This is a genomic window from Actinomyces sp. Marseille-QA0893 (genome assembly GCF_976954355.1).
Genome location: NZ_CDRJSY010000001.1, coordinates 58,813 through 75,907, shown reverse-complemented (window position 1 = coordinate 75,907; position 17,095 = coordinate 58,813). Strand labels below are relative to the sequence as shown.

The following is a 17,095-nucleotide window of genomic DNA, read 5'->3' as shown; positions in this document are numbered from 1 at the left end:
GTGATCACCCCTGAGGCGAAGACTCTACAGCAGACAGGTAGATATGCATGCTGAAGGGGTCCAAAGAAATAGTGTCGCCTGGAGCCTTTTGATCAAGGGAAGCCGGCAATCGCGTCGCGTCGAACACAGAGCTAATGCCGCCGTCCGCGGGGTTACCCCATGCGGTGTCGAGGACCTGAACCCACGGGCAGCCGCGGCCTTGGGAAAGAACGACATCGCGGTCATCTGTTGTGCCATTGAATACGACCAAGGCGTCGTGGCCGTTGTAGGGGCTACCGGAGCGAAGCATCTGGAAGACTCGAGACTCTTGAGATCCCCAAATGTCATCCCTCATCGGTGAACCATCGGCGCTATACCAAGAAAGATCAGCGATGACATCGCCATGAGGATCTGTTCCTGAGAAGAAAGCCATGGGCCGAAGCGCCGGGTGAGCGCGGCGCAAGGCCAAAAGCCAACGCACTGTCTGGAGCTGATCTTTCTGGAGTTCAGAAAGATCCCAATCGATCCATGAGATCGGAGAATCCTGACAGTAGGCATTATTATTGCCAAATTGCGTACGAGAAAATTCGTCTCCTGCAACCAACATTGGAGTTCCCGAAGAGACCAACAAAGTTGCAAGTAGATTTCTCTGGCTGCGCTGACGGGCAGGAATAATGTCTTCAACAATGCCCGTAACGTCGCGGACATCGGGATCAACACCGATGATGGGGGAGGCAATTGCCCCCTCCAAACCGTGATTCCACGAGTTGTTGTTATCAGAACCATCGCGGTTTTCTTCGAGGTTTGCCAGATTGTGCTTGTGATCGAAAGCCGTCAGATCCGCCAAGGTAAAACCATCGTGGGCGGTTACGAAATTGACCGAAGCGCTGGGACCTCGCAAATATCCCACGCCATGACCGAAGACGTCTTGAGAACCTGACAAGCGAGTCGCAAACTCATTCGAACCGCCGGCGCCACGCCCGCCGGCCAATGCGCGCATATCGGAGAGCCAGAAAGTGCGCACCGTATCGCGGAAACGGTCATTCCATTCACAGAATGGATCAGGGAAATTGCCTGTCTGCCAGCCGCCGAGGCCGACGTCCCAGGGCTCAGCAATGAGTTTGACCTCACGAAGAATCGGATCCGCGCCCATCCCGATCAGAACGGGGTGCATCGGAGTGAAACCGTTAGCAAAGCGCCCCAAGGTAGCGGCAAGGTCAAAGCGGAACCCATCGATCCCCATATTCGATACCCAATAGCGCAGAGAATCAAGGATCAGCGAAATAACCTGGGGATTGTCCGTATTGACGGTGTTTCCAGTCCCTGTCGTATCGATGATGTGCGAGGGGTATCCCTCGGTTCGGCGGTAGTACAGGGGTGAATCAAGTCCGCGGAAAGACAAGGACGGACCGGCATCACCGTTTTCACAGGTGTGGTTGTAGACGACATCCAGGATGACTTCGATACCTGCTTCATGCAGGATCGAAACCATTCCACGAAATTCATCAATGACTGCCTGAGGTCCGCGTGCACGGGCAGAAGCGCTGGCATAGGAAGGTTCGGGGCTAAAGAATGACAGAGTCGAGTATCCCCAGTAGTTCGTGAGTCCACGTTCAACGAGGAAAGGCTCATCAGACTTTGCGTGGACTGGGAGTAGCTCGACGGAAGTGACGCCAAGTTCCTTGAGATAGCGCACTGAGGCAGGGTGGGCGAGTCCTGCGTAGGTGCCGCGAAGGTTGGGGGGAACCTCCGGCATATTCTGCGTAAAACCTTTGACGTGAAGCTCATAAATGACTGTCTCGTCCAAAGGAACCTTAGGCTGGGGTGCGAGCTTGAACGAGGTGTCGATGACCACGCTATGCGCGTTGTAAGGTGCGGAATCTGACTGCGAAGGCTCAAGCGGATAGGAAACCGGGTAGAGATCTTCATCAACGCTGTGTGCGTAAACTTCCGGGCAAATATCGACGCTGCCTGCGAGCCCGCGGCCATAGGGGTCAATGAGTAGCTTGTTGTAGTTGAAGAACAAGCCTGCGTCGGGATCCCAAGGTCCTTGAGCGCGGAAGCCGTAGTGGGTACCGACTCCAAGACCTTCAATGTAACCGTGCCAGATTCCGTGATCAGGCCCAAGAAGGTGGTAGCGCTCTTCGCTACCGCTTTGCGGGTCGATGACGCAGAAATCTACTTGAGTCGCGCGCGTGGAGACAACAGCGACGTTAAGGCCCGATCCTGCCACTGAAACGCCCAACTGACGAAAGTGAGGATTTGGCCGATTAACGGCACGGAAGGTGTGTGTTTGCTGTTGTGACATTACCGCCTCTACATCTGTCATAACAGCTATAAGCATAGTCGCTCCTGTTCCTCAGCACACTCGGAGCTGCGCGCATGAGGCCTGATATGGCACTCTGGATACATGAGGATTGCAGTGCTGGCTAAGCAAGTTCCCGATACCAGCTCGGGGCGTCGTTTTGAAGGCTCGCGTCTTGTCCGCGGTGAAGACGATGTGCTGAATGAATTTGATGAGAATGCAGTCGAGGCGGCGGCCGAGCTTGTTGCTGCTCACGGCGGTGAAGTGCTCGCTGTGAGCATGGGGCCGGAAGATGCCAGTGACGCACTGGTTCGCTGTCTCGCTCTCGGCGCCGATAGCGCATACCTCCTTTCAGACCCCTTGCTTGAAAACGCTGATGTCACTGTGACAGCGCGCGCACTCGCGGCGTTGATCTCGCTCTTGGCCGAAGAAGAAGCGATCGACCTTGTTTTGTGTGGCATGGCGGCATCCGATGCAATGACCTCGATGCTCCCGGCAGCACTTGCCGCTGTCATGAATGTTCCTTTGGTATCTCAGGTTCGAGAATTGACAGTTGATCCCGATAGCGGTCATGTCCAAGCACTGCGCAGCGTGGATGGTGTTGATGAAACTTTGCGCGCGCCCCTTCCGGCAGTCATCTCTGTGACGGATCAACTCAATGAGCCGCGATTCCCCGGCTTTAAGGATTTGAAGGCAGCACGCATGAAGCCCCTCGTTCAGGCTGAACTGGATGACGTCGCTGGCTACGATCCCAGTGGACGCCTCAGTGAATTAGTCTCCGGAGCTCGCTCCGAGATGCCTTTGGGCGTTGTCTCGATGACAGAACATAATCGCGGCGGTTCTGGTGAGGTCTTCACCGATACCGGGGACGGCGGGACGCGTCTGGCTGAGTTCATTGAGGAGAAGATGAAATGAGCACTTGTCTTAAGGACGCGATTGTCGTCATTGATTGCTCGGATACCGCTTCGCTGGCTTCGCGTTACCGCGACATGATTGCCCAGGCGCATGAGTGCGCCGAAGCTGTCCACGCGATTGTTGTCTCTCAGGAAGAGCGCGAGTCTTTGCGCGAAGAACTTGGACGCCTTGGTGTTTCTTCTTGCGTTTTCCTCCAGGTGAATGAATCGGTGCTGACTGCCTCGGCGCTTTCCCCTGCACTTGCGTCGGCTTACTCGCGTTTCGGCAACCCACAGGCCCCGCTTCTTTTTGCTTCGCGTTTCCTTGACCGTGAGTGCGCAGCGTCGCTTGCGATCACTTTGGGAGGCTGCGCGATTGCCGAGGCCGTGGCTCTTCGCGTAGAAGACGGACACTTGTGTGCGACTACGGATGCTTTGGGGGGAACGTGGCGTGCAGAGATTGCGACGCACAGTGCCCCAGCGTGCGTGTGCGTGCGTTCTCGTGGATTGGAAGTAGCGGCTGAGGAAAACGAATGCGTTGAACTTGCTAGTGAAGTCGTAGAGCCCGATCCTACGCGTACGCTCGTCGTCGAGCGGGTTGAAGCTAGCTCTGATGGGCGTCCCAGTGTCACCGATGCGCAGGTCGTTGTCGTTGGCGGTCGTGGTGCCGGAAATGATTGGTCTCTTCTTGAAGATCTCGCCGACGTCTTGGGCGCTGGAATTGGCGCGACCCGCGATGCTGTGGACGAAGGCTGGGCTCGCCGCAGCGCACAGATCGGACAAACCGGTCTCACGATTGCTCCCAAGCTCTACATCTCGCTCGGCGTCTCGGGCGCGATTCATCACACAGTGGGGATTATGTCCTCGCAAACGATCGTTGCAATCTGTGATGACCCCGATGCGCCAATCTTCGAACTCGCGGACTTTGGCGTAGTGGGCGATATGTACGAAATCGTTCCCCAGGCTCTGGAACACTTGCGCGCATGGCAGGCATCTAGAGCCGACAACTAGTGAAAGACACACGTGTCGCATTACCTTGATCACGCGGGATCAACGCCTCTGGCTCCCGGTGTTTGTGAAGCATGGATGCATGCCCAAGAAGCACTGAGTGAACGCCCTGGGAATCCGGCTGCGCTACATGCCGGTGGACGCGCTGCACGCAGGATGCTTGAAGATGCGCGAGAACGTGCGAGTGCTGCCCTTGGTGCCGAGCGTGCGGAGCTGGTCTTCACATCGGGCGCAACAGAATCTGATGCTCTTGCACTTCTTGGGGCTTCTCGGGGAATGCGAGACAAAGATGCGACGCGCAGCGATGTGTGGATGTCGCGCCTTGAACACGACGCAGTCAGCGAACAATCTGAAGCGCTGGGGCGTGAGGGCTTTAGCATTCGCAAGTTTGATGTCGATTCACGGGGTGTTACAACACTTGAGAATCTGCGTGAAAACCCGGAGCTGCTTCAACGTGCCGCGCTCATGTCCCTGACTTGGGTGTGCTCTGAAGTGGGGACTATTCAACCGATTGGGGAACTATCTGAGCTCGTCAGGTCACACTCCCTGGACGCGCAATCTCCTCTTCTTCACTCCGATGCAGCGCAAGCAATCGGATACTGCGATGTCAATTTCAGCGAGAGCGGCCTCGACCTACTGACAGTGGGGGGCCACAAAGTTGGGGCCCCCGTCGGCACTGGTGCATTACTTGTTCGCCGGGGAGTGAAGGTCGTAACCGACCGCCCAGGTGGAGGACACGAAAGGGGGATCCGCTCGGGTACCCCAGATGTTGCTGGCGCATGTGCACTGGCAACAGCACTGGAGTACGCAGCTGCACACCGCCTCGAACGCGTTCAGAAGGCAAAAGACCTTCGTCGCCGTCTCCTTGCTGGTCTTCCCAGCGATGTGCGCATGACGGTGGACCCCCATGCGGCCTCGGCGGCGATTATCCACTTGATGATCCCGACTCACCATCCCGAAGCGGTCCTTTTAGCAATGGATATGGCAGGCATTGACGTCTCGGCTGGATCCGCGTGCCATGCTGGTGTTTCGCGGCCTTCAAGAATCGTCATGGAACTGGGATACGACGAAAACCAGGCTCTGGGGGTACTGCGAGTATCGACGGGAATTGAAACTCAGGCAGAAGATATCGATGCTTTCTTGGCAGCACTTCCCGCAGCCATTCGAGCCGGGCATGCCCTGGATGAACGAGAGGGAACGGGCGCATGAGGGTCTTAGCAGCTCTTTCAGGCGGAGTTGACTCTGCAGTCGCAGCCGCGAAAGCCGTAGAAGCAGGTCACGAGGTAGTCGGTGTCCACATGGCTCTTTCCTCCCAGCCTCAAGAATGTCGCCTTGGCTCACGCGGCTGCTGCTCCGTTGAAGACGCGGCAGATGCTGCGCGCGCAGCTGAGATTATGGGGATTCCCTTCTACGTGTGGGATCTTGCAGAAGAGTTTGAGCAGACAGTGATCACCGACTTCGTTGAACAGTACGCGGCCGGGCACACCCCGAATCCCTGCGTGCGTTGCAATGAGTTTGTGAAGTTCAGAGAGCTTGCGCAGCGTGCGCGGGCGCTTGGTTTTGACGCAGTCTGTACGGGACACTACGCGCGGATTGTTGAAGGGCCGAATGGGCCGCAGCTGCACCGAGGCAAAGACGAAGCGAAGGACCAATCCTACGTCTTGGCAATTATGGGACCGCAGGAACTACCACGCGTGATCTTCCCGTTGGGCGAGGCGCCTTCGAAAGCCTGGGTGCGTTCAGAAGCTGAAAGAATGGGGCTGGGGGTTTCCAACAAGCCCGATTCTTACGATATCTGTTTCATTCCCGATGGAGATACCCAAGGCTTCCTCAAGTCTCATCTGGGCTCAAAGCCCGGAGAAATCATCGATACCGATGGGCAAGTTGTTGGCCGCCACGAAGGGTACTGGAATTTCACGGTTGGTCAGCGTCGTGGTTTGAACTTAGGGAATCCTGCTGCAGATGGTCGACCTCGGTATGTGGTGGAAACGCGCGCCGAGACCAATCAAGTGATTGTTGGTGCTTCAGAACTGTTGTCGGTGGACCGTATCACTTGCTCGGATATCGTCTGGCTAGCAAACGACGATCAGGGAGACGTTGACGAGGCCGCGACGAGTGCCTTTGGCGCATCGATCGGGGAGCGGAGCCTGGGCGAGGTTGACGAGCGTGTGCTCACCGCGCAGATCCGTGCCCACGGCACGCCCAGCGTTGTCACCTCTGTCCAGCGCTTCGGGGAAGAGGAAGAAAAGCTTGAGCTCTCCCTCGCGCTGCCAATTCGTGGCGTGGCAGCTGGGCAATCCATGGTTCTGTATCGGGGAACTCGCGTGATTGCCGAGGCGACAATTGAGCGTGCAAACCGTGGTGAGGGAAGCATGGCCTCCTAGGGGAGGCACGGGAATTTAACAGTGCGCAAGATGGGACTCGAACCCACACGTCAAAGACACTGGAACCTAAATCCAGCGCGTCTACCAATTCCGCCACTCGCGCAACGCTCCGAGTTTACCTTATCGATGCTGCGATGCACTCCTCGAAGCGCTACGCGAGCATGGGGCCTCTCTCACGACTAAGCTCGTCGCTATGGCTCAACTTCACGTAGGGGACAAGGCTCCCGACTTCACGCTCGAAACCACGCAGGGAACTCTTTCTTTGCACGACCTCTTAGGACGGGCTCGCGTCGGAGTCATCGTCTATTTCTATCCCAAGGCCTCGACACCCGGGTGTACAAAGGAAGCATGTGATTTTAGGGATCACTTCAATTCTTTTAAGGCACAGGGCTACGAAGTCATTGGCGTCAGCGCCGATTCAATGAAAGCCCTCGAAAACTTTTCGCAGAAACAGTCTTTGAACTTTCCTTTGGCCTCGGACCCGGATAAGACAATGCTTGCCGAGTGGGGAGCGTGGGGAGAAAAGAAGAACTACGGCAAGATCTTCTTGGGCATTATTCGCTCAACCATCGTTCTTGACACCAGCGGCGTCGTCACGCATGCCTTGTATAACGTCAAGGCAACCGGCCATGTTGCCCGCTTGCGCAGAGACCTCGGTCTTGATGACTAAGTAGAAATCGGGCCAAACCGCTTCGTCGTGGTTTGGCCCGATTTCTATTTGTGATGAGGGATGAATGACTGCGGAGCGCGGTGCGCCGTTGAACCCCACTCCGCAGCCGGCTCTTGTAGATGAGCTGCGAAGGTGAGCGTGTCGCGGTCACAGTGAGGTTGCTTGGATCTCCGGATCAAATAGCGGGACCGGGGAAGGACGGCGTTCTTCGGCGGTTGCGAAGGACTCAGCAGCACCAACGAGGGTGTGCAGGTCGTGTCCTTCGAGCATCCACTGTGCCGGGGTCGTCTGATCAAGTACCTCAAGGGGACGTTGGAACCACGAGGCAGCGGTGAGCTGGTGAACCCGACCGCGCAGGCGACCGAGAACATCCGACATATCGTCAATGACGGAGTGATTGGCCATGAGCTGCCACGTGGGGTAGTACCAGATTGTTGAAGGGGATTGGACTGCAAGAATGCGATTGGTTCGCACAGCCTTGTTGATTCCTTGACGCGAAATTCCAAGCCAGGCAACGATGTCGGATGTGGTACACACAGGGCCGACGAGTTCGTGAAGGCCTGGGCGGGGATCGGTCATTGAACGGACCAGATGGGTGGCCTGCTCGACGATATCGGGAGTAATGACGGTACGGCGACGAGCACTTAACTGTTGTTCAATCGATGCGAGCAGATCCTTCTCTGAAGAAGTGAGACGACGCATGAGATGCTCCGAGGGGGGTGAGTAGGGCACAGATACGCAAAGAGGTACCCGGCCATTGGCGCCGCCTCGGCAATGGGTGCGCCATGAGGGACTTGAACCCCCAACCCGCTGATTAAGAGTCAGCTGCTCTGCCAGTTGAGCTAATGGCGCTTCAGTTATGTGTTTACAGTAGCACACAAGTGAACGTACTGTGTGCGCCATGAGGGACTTGAACCCCCAACCCGCTGATTAAGAGTCAGCTGCTCTGCCAGTTGAGCTAATGGCGCTTTGTCCTAAGGACAAGAAAGTAGATTACATACTAATGGCGCCATGCGCAAATCATGCCGGGGCCGAATTTTGAGTACGAGGCTGTAGGCTAGGGGAGTGCAAGCAGTTGACATGGCATCGGTCGATAGTCGAGTTTCCCGCGAAAATACGGTAACGCAGGACTACCTCAAAGCAATTTGGGGAGCTGAAGAAAACGGTGACGAAGGAATCACAATTCGTGCACTTGCTTCGCGTGTCGGAGTCGCGGTTTCAACTGCCTCGGAAAAGGTCAAAAGGCTCGCAGCTGAGGGGCTTGCCTTTCACGAACCCTATGGGAAAGTAACTTTGACTGGAGAAGGCCGTCGGCGAGCTCTTGAAGTTGTGCGTCGTCATCGCCTTCTTGAAACTTATCTGCACGATGCTTTGGGCTTCGATTGGGATGAAGTCCACGAGGAAGCCGAAATTCTTGAGCATGCGGTTTCCGACCGTCTTCTGAACCGGATTGATGAACAACTGGGATACCCAAGGCGCGATCCTCACGGAGATCCGATTCCTTCGGCTGATGGGCAAGTGTGCATTCTTTCGCTTACGCCCCTGCGTGACATTCCACTTCATTGTCGTATGCGAATCGCTCGTTTTAGCGATAGTGATGCACGTGCTCTTCGCTCCCTCGAAGCTAAAGGACTAGGACTTGACGCCGTCGTGGCGATCAGTGAACGAATGGATGCTCAAACGATGAAAATCATCGTTCAAGCAGAAGAAAAAGAACGACTCCTTGAGCTTAACGCCCAAGAAGTCGCCCTTGTGTTCGTCACAAGCGTGGAGGAACAGGAAGCAAGTTACTGAAGCGAGGCCATCTGGGGTGGAACTTTGGCGCCGTAACCCAAAGCAACCACGGCCTCGCGAAGCTTTTCAATCGCAGCGTCGAGTTCTTCGGAGCTTGCAGGGGCTGCATTGCTCAAAAGGACGTCGCTCTCGGTGCGCAGAGGAATGACGTGCAGGTGCGTATGAGGAACCTCAAAACCGGCGATGACAAGTCCGGATCGCTCGACACCAAAGGCACGTTCTTGTGCTCGGCCGATGATCTGCGCGACTTCCATCAAGTGGGTGCATTCCTGTGGATCCAATTGTGTCCATGAAGGAATGGGATCTCGCGGGACGATGAGGACATGACCGGGGCTCGTCGGCTCAATGGTTGCGAAAGCAACGCAGGAATCGTCCGCCCAGACGAAACGCCCAGAGAACTCACCTGAAATAATTTTTTCAAAAACGGTACTCATGTCTCTATTGTCGAACGCCGCGAGGGTTTTGCCTAGTGGGAATAAACAGGCAAATTTGCGCCAATGCACTACCCTAGATACGGCATAGAACAAGCCTGAAGACACTGTGTTTTCAGGGTAGATGGAGGCAAGGATGAGCGAGATCTCAACAGGGGAGCCCGATTTCCGTTACACGGCGCAATTGGCCGGAGAGATCGAAAACAAGTGGCAGGACCTATGGGACGAACGTGGGACCTTCTACGCGGATAACCCCGAGGGAGATCTTGCAGGTGATCTAGCCACACGTCAGCCTTTCTTCCTCCTTGACATGTTCCCGTACCCTTCGGGCAAGGGCCTGCATGTCGGCCACCCGCTGGGATACATCGCAACTGACACCGTTGCGCGTTTCCACCGCATGCAAGGTGAGAACGTTCTGTACACCATGGGCTACGACGCCTTCGGTCTTCCTGCAGAACAGTACGCCGTTCAGACCGGCCAACACCCGCGCGTGACAACCGAAGAGAACATCGCGAACATGCGTCGTCAGCTGCGCCGCCTGGGGCTTTCGCACGACCGTCGCCGTTCCTTCGCAACGACCGATGTCGACTATGTGCACTGGACCCAGTGGATTTTCCTTCAGGTGTTCAACTCATGGTTTGATCCGCAGGCACCGCGTCGCGATGGACGAGGCTTGGGTGCCGCGCGTCCGATCAGCGAATTGATCGCACAGTTTGCTTCTGGAGCGCGTGAGCTTCCCTCCGAGATCGCGCAGGGACGTACGTGGGATGAATTGAATTCGCGTGAGCGCGCGCAGATCATCGATTCCTACCGGCTCGCCTATATCTCCGAGGCGCCCGTGAACTGGTGCCCGGGTCTGGGAACCGTTTTGGCCAACGAAGAAGTGACGGCGGATGGTCGTTCCGAGCGTGGTAACTACCCGGTTTTCAAGCGCAGCCTGCGTCAGTGGATGATGCGTATTACCGCCTACGGTGATCGCCTCGCTGAAGACCTCGACACCATTAACTGGCCTGAAAAGGTGCGCACCATGCAGCGCAACTGGATTGGTCGCTCCAACGGCGCGGAAGTTGACTTCATTGCAGTCGGCGAAGGCGTCAGTGATCGTGGTTTCACGGTCTACACGACTCGTCCCGACACTCTCTTTGGCGCAACCTTCGTCGTCTGGTCGCCCGAGCACCCACTCCTTGGTGGCACCACCCCGGGTTCGGCCTCGGACCAAGCAGCGCTGGATATCCCCGCGAGCTGGCCCGAAGGCACCCGCGAGGCCTGGCGTGGTGGCTATGCAACGCCTGCCGAGGCCGTGGCGGCCTACCGTGCACAAGCTGGGGCAAAGACTCCTGAGCAACGCGCAGAAGACGCGGGGGAGAAGACGGGTGTTTTCACGGGCCTGTGGGCAATTAACCCTGTCAATGGCCGTCGCATTCCTGTGTTCATTGCTGATTATGTCCTCATGGATTACGGCACCGGCGCGATCATGGCAGTTCCTGCACACGATGATCGTGACTGGGAATTCGCACAGCGTTTTGATCTGGATATCATTCGCACTATCGGTGATGCTCAAGAGCCGACCGCTCACGACCTGAGCCAGGGCGCCTACACCGGTGATGGCGTTGCAGTTGACTCCGCGAACGAAGAGATTAGCCTCAATGGTCTGGATAAGGACGCGGCAAAGGCGGCAATGACCCAGTGGCTCGAAGAAAAGGGCTTGGGACGCGCTGCTGTTACCTACCGTCTGCGTGACTGGCTTTTCAGTCGTCAGCGTTACTGGGGAGAGCCTTTCCCGATCGTTTGGGACGAAGATGGGGTGGCTCATGCCCTCCCCGAAGAGATGCTCCCTGTTGAGCTTCCCGAGATTAGCGACTATTCGCCTCGTACCTTCGATCCTGATGATGCTGATACGGAACCGGAAGCGCCGCTCGGACGCGCACAGGAATGGGTGAACGTCACCCTGGACCTGGGGGACGGCCCGAAGAAGTATCGCCGTGAAACCAACACCATGCCTCAGTGGGCCGGTTCGTGCTGGTACGAGATGCGTTACACCGACCCGACGAACTCCACTGCTTTTGCCTCGCAAGAGAACCTGTCCTACTGGATGGGGCCGCGAGAGGGCAAGATCAGCGGTGGTACCGACCTGTACATCGGCGGTGTTGAGCACGCAGTTCTCCACCTGCTCTACGCACGCTTCTGGCAGAAGGTCCTCTTTGACCTGGGATTCGTTCCCGACGCTGAGCCCTACCACACCCTCTTCAACCAGGGCTACGTCCAGGCCTATGCCTACACGGATGCTCGCGGGCAGTACGTTCCCGCGGACGAAGTTGAAGGCGACGAATCCACCGGATTCACGTGGAAGGGTGAACCCGTTAACCGTGAATACGGAAAGATGGGTAAGTCACTGAAGAACATCGTGACCCCTGATGAAATGTATGACGCCTACGGCGCCGACGTTTTCCGCGTGTATGAGATGAGCATGGGACCGCTGGACGTCTCACGTCCGTGGGACACCCGCGCAGTTGTTGGCTCTCAGCGTTTCCTGCAGCGTCTGTGGCGAAATGTCTTGGACGAGACCACCGGTGAGGTGACCGTCAGCGATGATCCAATGGATGCAAAGACCGCACGCCTTTTGGCGCGCACCATTGCGGAAGTGACCGTCGAGTACGAGAACCTGCGCATCAACACTGCGATTGCAAAGCTCATCGTTCTCAACAATCACCTGACCTCTTTCGATCGCGTGCCGCGCGTTGCAGTTGAGGCCCTCATTTTGATGCTCTCACCGGTTGCTCCGCACATCTGTGAGGAACTGTGGTCGAAGCTTGGACATGCAGATTCTCTTGCTCGCGTTCCTTTCCCGGTCGTGGAAGACGAATCCTTGCTCGAGGACGATACCGTCACAGCGATTGTCCAGGCCAATGGCAAGCTGCGTGCAAAGATCGAGGTTCCGGTCTCGATCTCTGAAGAGGATCTTCGTGCACTGGCTCTTGAGCAGGGCCCAATTGTCAAGCTCCTCGAAGGCCGCGAGCCTCTCAGGGTGATTGTGCGTGCCCCGCAATTGGTCAACATCGTTCTTCCGAAGTAACCATGCCTGAAGGAGATGCGATCCACCGGATCGCTCACACTTTTTCATCTCTTTTCGAAGGCGCTCAGGTGCAGGCGTCCTCCCCTCAGGGGAGGTTCGCCTCGTCTGCGCAGCTCATTGATGGCCACGTTGTGGTTGCGGTGCGAGCAGTGGGCAAGCATATGTTCGTTGCATTCGCTGCTCCCGGCCTCGCCACTTCCGTGATTGAGCAGGCCCGAGAAATTGAAGCTGAATACGCTGCTCGTTTGAACAGCGCCGAGGCCGTGGCTGCTCTTCCTTTTACCGGTAGTTCGCCGGTGTGGGGAGAACGTGCCTTTCCCAGTGAAGAATCGCTTCAATGGCTCCATATTCACTTGGGGCTGTATGGCTCTTGGCGCTTTGATGCTGACGAGCGAACACAGGATGTTCCAGCCTCAATTGGCGCTCCCCGGACGAATTGGGTTGCAACGAAGGGGCACCGTCATGCTGCCCTCAAGTGGGCAAGTTACTCGGAAGATAGCCTGTATATCGAGGACAATCTTGCTGCCGGCGAGGCTAGGGATATAGCAGGGCAATGGCAGGCGCCTGAACCTGTGGGGCAGGTTCGTCTGCGTATCCTCTCCGAAGTGGCCGTTGCAGATGTGACGGGACCAAATCGCTGCGAGCTCATTTCCGACGAGCAGCGTTTGGTTACTGAGTCAAAACTCGGTTGCGATCCTTTGCAACCTGGGGCATCACAGGAGCCTGCAATGCGCAAACGTTTCATTGAGCTGGTTCGCGCGCGTAAACGTCCTGTTGGTGAATTAATCATGGATCAGTCCATTGCAGCAGGGGTGGGAAATATCTATCGCGCTGAGGCTCTTTTCCTCGCCGGGATTTCTCCGATGCGCGCAGGAAACCGGCTCTCAAAGGCTCGCGTTGGCCAGCTGTGGGACATCATCTGTGAACTGATGACTCGTGGATTGGAAATCGGACGGATCGACACTATCCGTCCCGAAGATCAACCTGATCCGATTCCTGAAGGGGATGAAGAACTTGGGCGATGGTACATCTACCATCGCAGCGGTCGTCCCTGTATTAAATGCGGGACCATGATCAGTGAGAAGCTCATGCAAAACCGCAGGCTGTTCTGGTGCTCAAATTGCCAGAACTAGGACAGAATCGTCAGTGAATCTGGGGTCTTAAGCCTGTTCGTAGTTTTCGCTCTCCTGGAAGATGTCGTAAACGTGTGGCAGATGCGCATTTGCCTCATCGATGCGGACGATCAGGGATGAAGCTCCCCAGTCTTGGCATCGGCGTGCACATTCTGCGACCAAAGCCGTTGCAATACCGCGCCGGCGGAATTTCGGGTGGACCATCAAGTCGATGACCTGTGGGAGACCGCTGGGTTCTTCTACAGGGGGATCAACGACGACGATGATTGCTGCGACGAGGTCTCCATCGACCCACGCGCCCAGAAAAGATCCTTCCAACGGGGTGCCGAAAACCCCTTCGAAACACAGGCGCATTTCATCCGTTGCTTCAGCCTGTGCCTCCAGAGTTTGGCGTTCTCCGTAGGCTGCGAGCGAGAGCTGTGCAAGCTCGGGGATATCGAATCGTGTGAGCACACCGATTTCACACTCTGCTGCACCGTGAAGGCGCGTCAGTGCGTCAATCTGTGCTTGTAGAGAATGTTTATCCATAAGGACAGAATATGTGATCTGTTGCACGCGCGAGGTTCTATGGGAAGTTGTGCGCCTAAGGAGTCCTTAAGTTGGGAATATGTTCGAGGGCTTGACAAAACCTGCAGTGCTAGATGTACCAGGTCGGGTCTTCTTCCCAGCAGTTCGGATCGATGATGAGATCGCAGTCTTCTTCCACCATGCGAGTCTCAGGCTTTTGGCGTAATTGTGCCGGAACGCCAATTGCAACAGCATCCTCGGGAACATCTTTAGTGACAACCGCGTTTGCGCCGACCTTTGCTCCATCGCCGATGGTGATCGGTCCAAGAACCTTCGCTCCCGCACCGATCATCACGTGATTTCCGACAGTTGGATGGCGTTTGCCCTGAGTCATCGCAACGCCGCCGAGGGTGACACCGTGGAAAATAACAACGTCTTCACCTACCTCAGCGGTTTGGCCGATAACGACTCCCGTCGCATGATCAATAAATACGCGGCGACCGATTTTCGCCTCGGGATGGATATCAACACCCGTCGCCATGCGTGCAAGGGAAGAGAGTACACGCGCAGGAGTACGCAGATGGCGGTGCGCCCACATCGCATGGGTTACGCGGTGCGTCCACAGTGCATGAACGCCGGGATAGGCAAGTGCGACCTCGAGGGTAGAACGTGCTGCCGGGTCGCGGCGTTTAGCCGTGCGGAGATCTTCTGCAAGAAGTTCGATTACCTTGCGGGGAGACGAGGCCATGGTCAGTCTTTCGTGAATCGCGATCTGCACGTATCGTGCTGGTTTCTAGCCTAGCGAGCTGTGTGGAGGATTGGCAGAAAATTGAGTGGGTGGGGAATAAGCCCCCACCCACTCATGAGTGTTCTCAGTCGCGCAGATTTTCGAAGAGCGCGGTGGAGAGGTAGCGCTCGCCCGTATCCGGCAGAATCACGACGATACGCTTCCCCTCGTTTTCAGGACGCTGAGCAACCTGAATTGCTGCGGCCAGAGCAGCGCCGGAGGAAATACCGACGAGGAGTCCTTCTTCTGCTGCTGCACGGCGAGAAGTCTCAAGAGCCACAGGGGTCTCAATATCGATCACTTCATCGACCACGCTGGGATCGTAGGTCTTTGCGACGAAGTTGGGGCCAAGTCCCTGGATTCCGTGAGGTGCAGCCTGTCCACCGGTCAGAAGAGGAGACTCGGCGGGCTGAACAGCGATCACCTTTACTCCCGGCTTCAGTTCCTTGAGCACCGAACCTACGCCAGAAACAGTGCCGCCTGTGCCGACACCGGCAATAAAGATATCGACGTTCTCGTCAGTATCCCGAAGGATTTCTTCGGCGGTCGTACGACGGTGGACAGCAGGATTGGCAGGGTTCGTGAATTGCGATGCGATGATTGAACCGGGACGAGAGTCGCGGATCCGTTCGGCTTCCTCAACCGCTGCGGTGACGCCACCCTTGGGGTCGGTTAGGACCAGTTCTGCCCCGAAAGCGCGAATTAGAATGCGACGCTCAACGCTCATAGAAGATGGCATGACGATCACGACTTTGTATCCGCGAGCAGCGCCAACCATTGCCAAAGCCACGCCGGTGTTCCCGGAAGTTGCCTCGATAATGGTGCCTCCGGGCTTGAGCTGTCCCGAAGCCTCGGCGGCATCAACGATTGAGCGCGCGATACGGTCCTTAACGGAAGAAGCGGGATTGAAGGCCTCGACCTTTGCAACGATCTCTGCGCCGCCCTTGTTCAAGCGGTTAATGCGCACCAGGGGGGTGCCGCCGATGAGATCGGTAACGTCAGTTGCGATGTTCGTCATGATTTCTCCTCAGATGGCTGTGAGCCTTACTCACACCGCAACTCTAAAACCGACCGAGTTATTCCTCGATTTCTATGTAACGTTGTCCCAATTCACGGAAGGAATACTTCCCAGAGCTGAGATTGGCCAGAAGCGCAGTGGCGGATTCGAGCTGATCAGGAGACATTGCTAAGCGGATCAAGACGTTCTGGCTCCATTCGGTGGCCAGTACCTGTGCTCCCATGCGACGCAGTTCAGCCTCGATTCGTCCTGCGTCGATGGGATCAAGTTCCGTTTCCACAACCGTGAGTGCCTCCAGGCGGGCAAAGGAAGCAAGTGCGAGGGCTTCGCTGGTCGCGCTTGAGTACGCCCGCACGAGGCCGCCTGCGCCCAAGAGAATTCCACCGAAGTAGCGCGTGACGACGACCGTCACATTCCACAGCTCGTTCCGCGTGAGAACATCGAGCATCGGTGTTCCAGCGGTACCAGAGGGTTCTCCATCGTCAGAAGAGTGCTGAGACGGGGATTGCCCTTCTTCCGCGATCATCCATGCCGAGCAATTGTGGCGAGCCTGGGGATGTTCTTCTTTGATGGAATTGATGAAGGCTCGCGCTTCCTCAGGCGAATCTGTTCGTGCAATCGCAGCAATGAAACGTGATCGTTTGATCTCGATCTCGTGACTCAGACGTGTTCCTGAGCGAAGGACTCGAAGTGGTGACATGGTGGTCTCATTGTCGCATGGCGGGGGAGTTTGGCTCGAATGAGACGAGCTTCGCACGAATATTTCCTTTGGAATATGCGTACTTTTGGCCCGTCGTGCTACAGTGGTCAGGTTGTCGAAAGTCGTATTCGTATGACTGTGCACCCAAAGGGGTGTTTTTCGACGCGGTAAAACGTCAGAACTAGAAGAGGAGCGGTAGGGTCATGGCAGTTCCCAAGCGCAAGATGTCCCGAGCAAACACCCGCACTCGCCGGTCCGCATGGAAGGCCGATCTCACTGAGCTGAACACCATCAAGGTGGGCGGCCGTGAGGTGCGTGTTCCCCGTCGTCTGGCGAAGGCGTACAAGAACGGCCTGCTGGACGTCGAGGACTGATTCCTCCGTTCGCAAGTTTTTGTGGGGCCCGGTACCGAT

At 56.5% G+C, this 17,095-nt stretch carries 16 protein-coding genes and 3 tRNA genes; 9 read left to right on the top strand and 10 right to left on the bottom strand.

Annotated features, from left to right (window positions below; translation table 11 throughout):
• Nucleotides 1-4: 4 nt before the first annotated feature.
• Nucleotides 5-2,287, bottom strand: a complete 2,283-nt coding sequence (glgX, locus tag ACWNMW_RS00380; RefSeq protein ID WP_449489663.1) for a glycogen debranching protein GlgX — start codon at nucleotides 2,285-2,287, stop codon at nucleotides 5-7.
• 102 nt (nucleotides 2,288-2,389) lie between these two features.
• Between glgX and ACWNMW_RS00375 the strand changes: the two genes are divergently transcribed.
• The 4 genes from ACWNMW_RS00375 to mnmA are packed head-to-tail and all read left to right on the top strand — an operon-like array spanning nucleotide 2,390 to nucleotide 6,569.
• Nucleotides 2,390-3,199, top strand: coding sequence for an electron transfer flavoprotein subunit beta/FixA family protein (locus ACWNMW_RS00375; RefSeq protein ID WP_448751166.1), 810 nt, complete (start codon nucleotides 2,390-2,392; stop codon nucleotides 3,197-3,199).
• The gene (locus ACWNMW_RS00370; RefSeq protein WP_449489662.1) at nucleotides 3,196-4,188 is read left to right on the top strand and encodes an electron transfer flavoprotein subunit alpha/FixB family protein; all 993 of its coding nucleotides are present in this window, start codon (nucleotides 3,196-3,198) and stop codon (nucleotides 4,186-4,188) included. Before ACWNMW_RS00375 ends, ACWNMW_RS00370 begins: the two co-directional genes overlap by 4 nt.
• 12 nt (nucleotides 4,189-4,200) lie before the next feature.
• Nucleotides 4,201-5,394, top strand: a complete 1,194-nt coding sequence (locus tag ACWNMW_RS00365; RefSeq protein ID WP_449489661.1) for a cysteine desulfurase family protein — start codon at nucleotides 4,201-4,203, stop codon at nucleotides 5,392-5,394.
• Nucleotides 5,391-6,569, top strand: a complete 1,179-nt coding sequence (mnmA, locus tag ACWNMW_RS00360; RefSeq protein ID WP_449489660.1) for a tRNA 2-thiouridine(34) synthase MnmA — start codon at nucleotides 5,391-5,393, stop codon at nucleotides 6,567-6,569. The genes ACWNMW_RS00365 and mnmA overlap by 4 nt, the downstream gene beginning before the upstream one ends.
• A gap of 22 nt (nucleotides 6,570-6,591) precedes the next feature.
• Here mnmA and ACWNMW_RS00355 read toward each other — a convergent pair.
• Nucleotides 6,592-6,672 (bottom strand) — tRNA-Leu (locus tag ACWNMW_RS00355).
• Between the two features lie 90 nt (nucleotides 6,673-6,762).
• Between ACWNMW_RS00355 and ACWNMW_RS00350 the strand changes: the two genes are divergently transcribed.
• The gene (locus tag ACWNMW_RS00350; protein WP_449489659.1) at nucleotides 6,763-7,239 is read left to right on the top strand and encodes a peroxiredoxin; all 477 of its coding nucleotides are present in this window, start codon (nucleotides 6,763-6,765) and stop codon (nucleotides 7,237-7,239) included.
• Between the two features lie 147 nt (nucleotides 7,240-7,386).
• On the opposite strand, the gene ACWNMW_RS00345 is transcribed toward ACWNMW_RS00350, so the two are convergent.
• From ACWNMW_RS00345 to ACWNMW_RS00335, 3 genes are all read right to left on the bottom strand, one after another.
• Complete coding sequence (locus tag ACWNMW_RS00345; RefSeq protein WP_034502943.1) at nucleotides 7,387-7,941, bottom strand: hypothetical protein; 555 nt, start codon at nucleotides 7,939-7,941, stop codon at nucleotides 7,387-7,389.
• A gap of 77 nt (nucleotides 7,942-8,018) precedes the next feature.
• Nucleotides 8,019-8,091 (bottom strand) — tRNA-Lys (locus ACWNMW_RS00340).
• Between the two features lie 43 nt (nucleotides 8,092-8,134).
• Nucleotides 8,135-8,207: transfer RNA gene (locus ACWNMW_RS00335), tRNA-Lys, on the bottom strand.
• Between the two features lie 97 nt (nucleotides 8,208-8,304).
• Here ACWNMW_RS00335 and ACWNMW_RS00330 point away from each other — a divergent pair.
• Nucleotides 8,305-9,033 (top strand): metal-dependent transcriptional regulator, encoded by a 729-nt coding sequence (locus tag ACWNMW_RS00330; RefSeq protein WP_449489658.1) that lies wholly within the window; start codon nucleotides 8,305-8,307, stop codon nucleotides 9,031-9,033.
• Here ACWNMW_RS00330 and ACWNMW_RS00325 read toward each other — a convergent pair.
• Nucleotides 9,027-9,467 carry an HIT family protein gene (locus tag ACWNMW_RS00325; protein WP_449489657.1) on the bottom strand — a complete coding sequence of 147 codons (441 nt, stop codon included), beginning with the start codon at nucleotides 9,465-9,467 and terminating at the stop codon, nucleotides 9,027-9,029. The two genes, ACWNMW_RS00330 and ACWNMW_RS00325, sit on opposite strands and share 7 nt — an antisense overlap.
• Nucleotides 9,468-9,600: 133 nt before the next feature.
• Here ACWNMW_RS00325 and ACWNMW_RS00320 point away from each other — a divergent pair, with 133 nt between their 5' ends.
• Nucleotides 9,601-12,537, top strand: a complete 2,937-nt coding sequence (locus ACWNMW_RS00320) for a leucine--tRNA ligase (protein WP_449489656.1) — start codon at nucleotides 9,601-9,603, stop codon at nucleotides 12,535-12,537.
• Nucleotides 12,538-12,539: 2 nt separating this feature from the next.
• Entirely contained in the window at nucleotides 12,540-13,670 is a 1,131-nt protein-coding gene (locus ACWNMW_RS00315; protein WP_449489655.1) for an Fpg/Nei family DNA glycosylase, read from the top strand.
• Nucleotides 13,671-13,697: 27 nt separating this feature from the next.
• Here ACWNMW_RS00315 and ACWNMW_RS00310 read toward each other — a convergent pair whose 3' ends face one another.
• From ACWNMW_RS00310 to ACWNMW_RS00295, 4 genes are all read right to left on the bottom strand, one after another.
• Entirely contained in the window at nucleotides 13,698-14,198 is a 501-nt protein-coding gene (locus ACWNMW_RS00310) for a GNAT family N-acetyltransferase (protein WP_034503689.1), read from the bottom strand.
• Between the two features lie 109 nt (nucleotides 14,199-14,307).
• Nucleotides 14,308-14,925, bottom strand: coding sequence for a serine O-acetyltransferase (gene cysE / locus ACWNMW_RS00305; protein ID WP_034503696.1), 618 nt, complete (start codon nucleotides 14,923-14,925; stop codon nucleotides 14,308-14,310).
• Between the two features lie 124 nt (nucleotides 14,926-15,049).
• Nucleotides 15,050-15,982 carry a cysteine synthase A gene (gene cysK / locus ACWNMW_RS00300; protein WP_449489654.1) on the bottom strand — a complete coding sequence of 311 codons (933 nt, stop codon included), beginning with the start codon at nucleotides 15,980-15,982 and terminating at the stop codon, nucleotides 15,050-15,052.
• A 58-nt stretch (nucleotides 15,983-16,040) separates the two neighbouring features.
• Nucleotides 16,041-16,682 (bottom strand): YigZ family protein, encoded by a 642-nt coding sequence (locus tag ACWNMW_RS00295; protein ID WP_449489653.1) that lies wholly within the window; start codon nucleotides 16,680-16,682, stop codon nucleotides 16,041-16,043.
• Nucleotides 16,683-16,885: 203 nt separating this feature from the next.
• Here ACWNMW_RS00295 and rpmF point away from each other — a divergent pair, with 203 nt between their 5' ends.
• Nucleotides 16,886-17,056 (top strand): 50S ribosomal protein L32, encoded by a 171-nt coding sequence (gene rpmF / locus ACWNMW_RS00290; protein ID WP_009409287.1) that lies wholly within the window; start codon nucleotides 16,886-16,888, stop codon nucleotides 17,054-17,056.
• Nucleotides 17,057-17,095 lie beyond the last annotated feature (39 nt).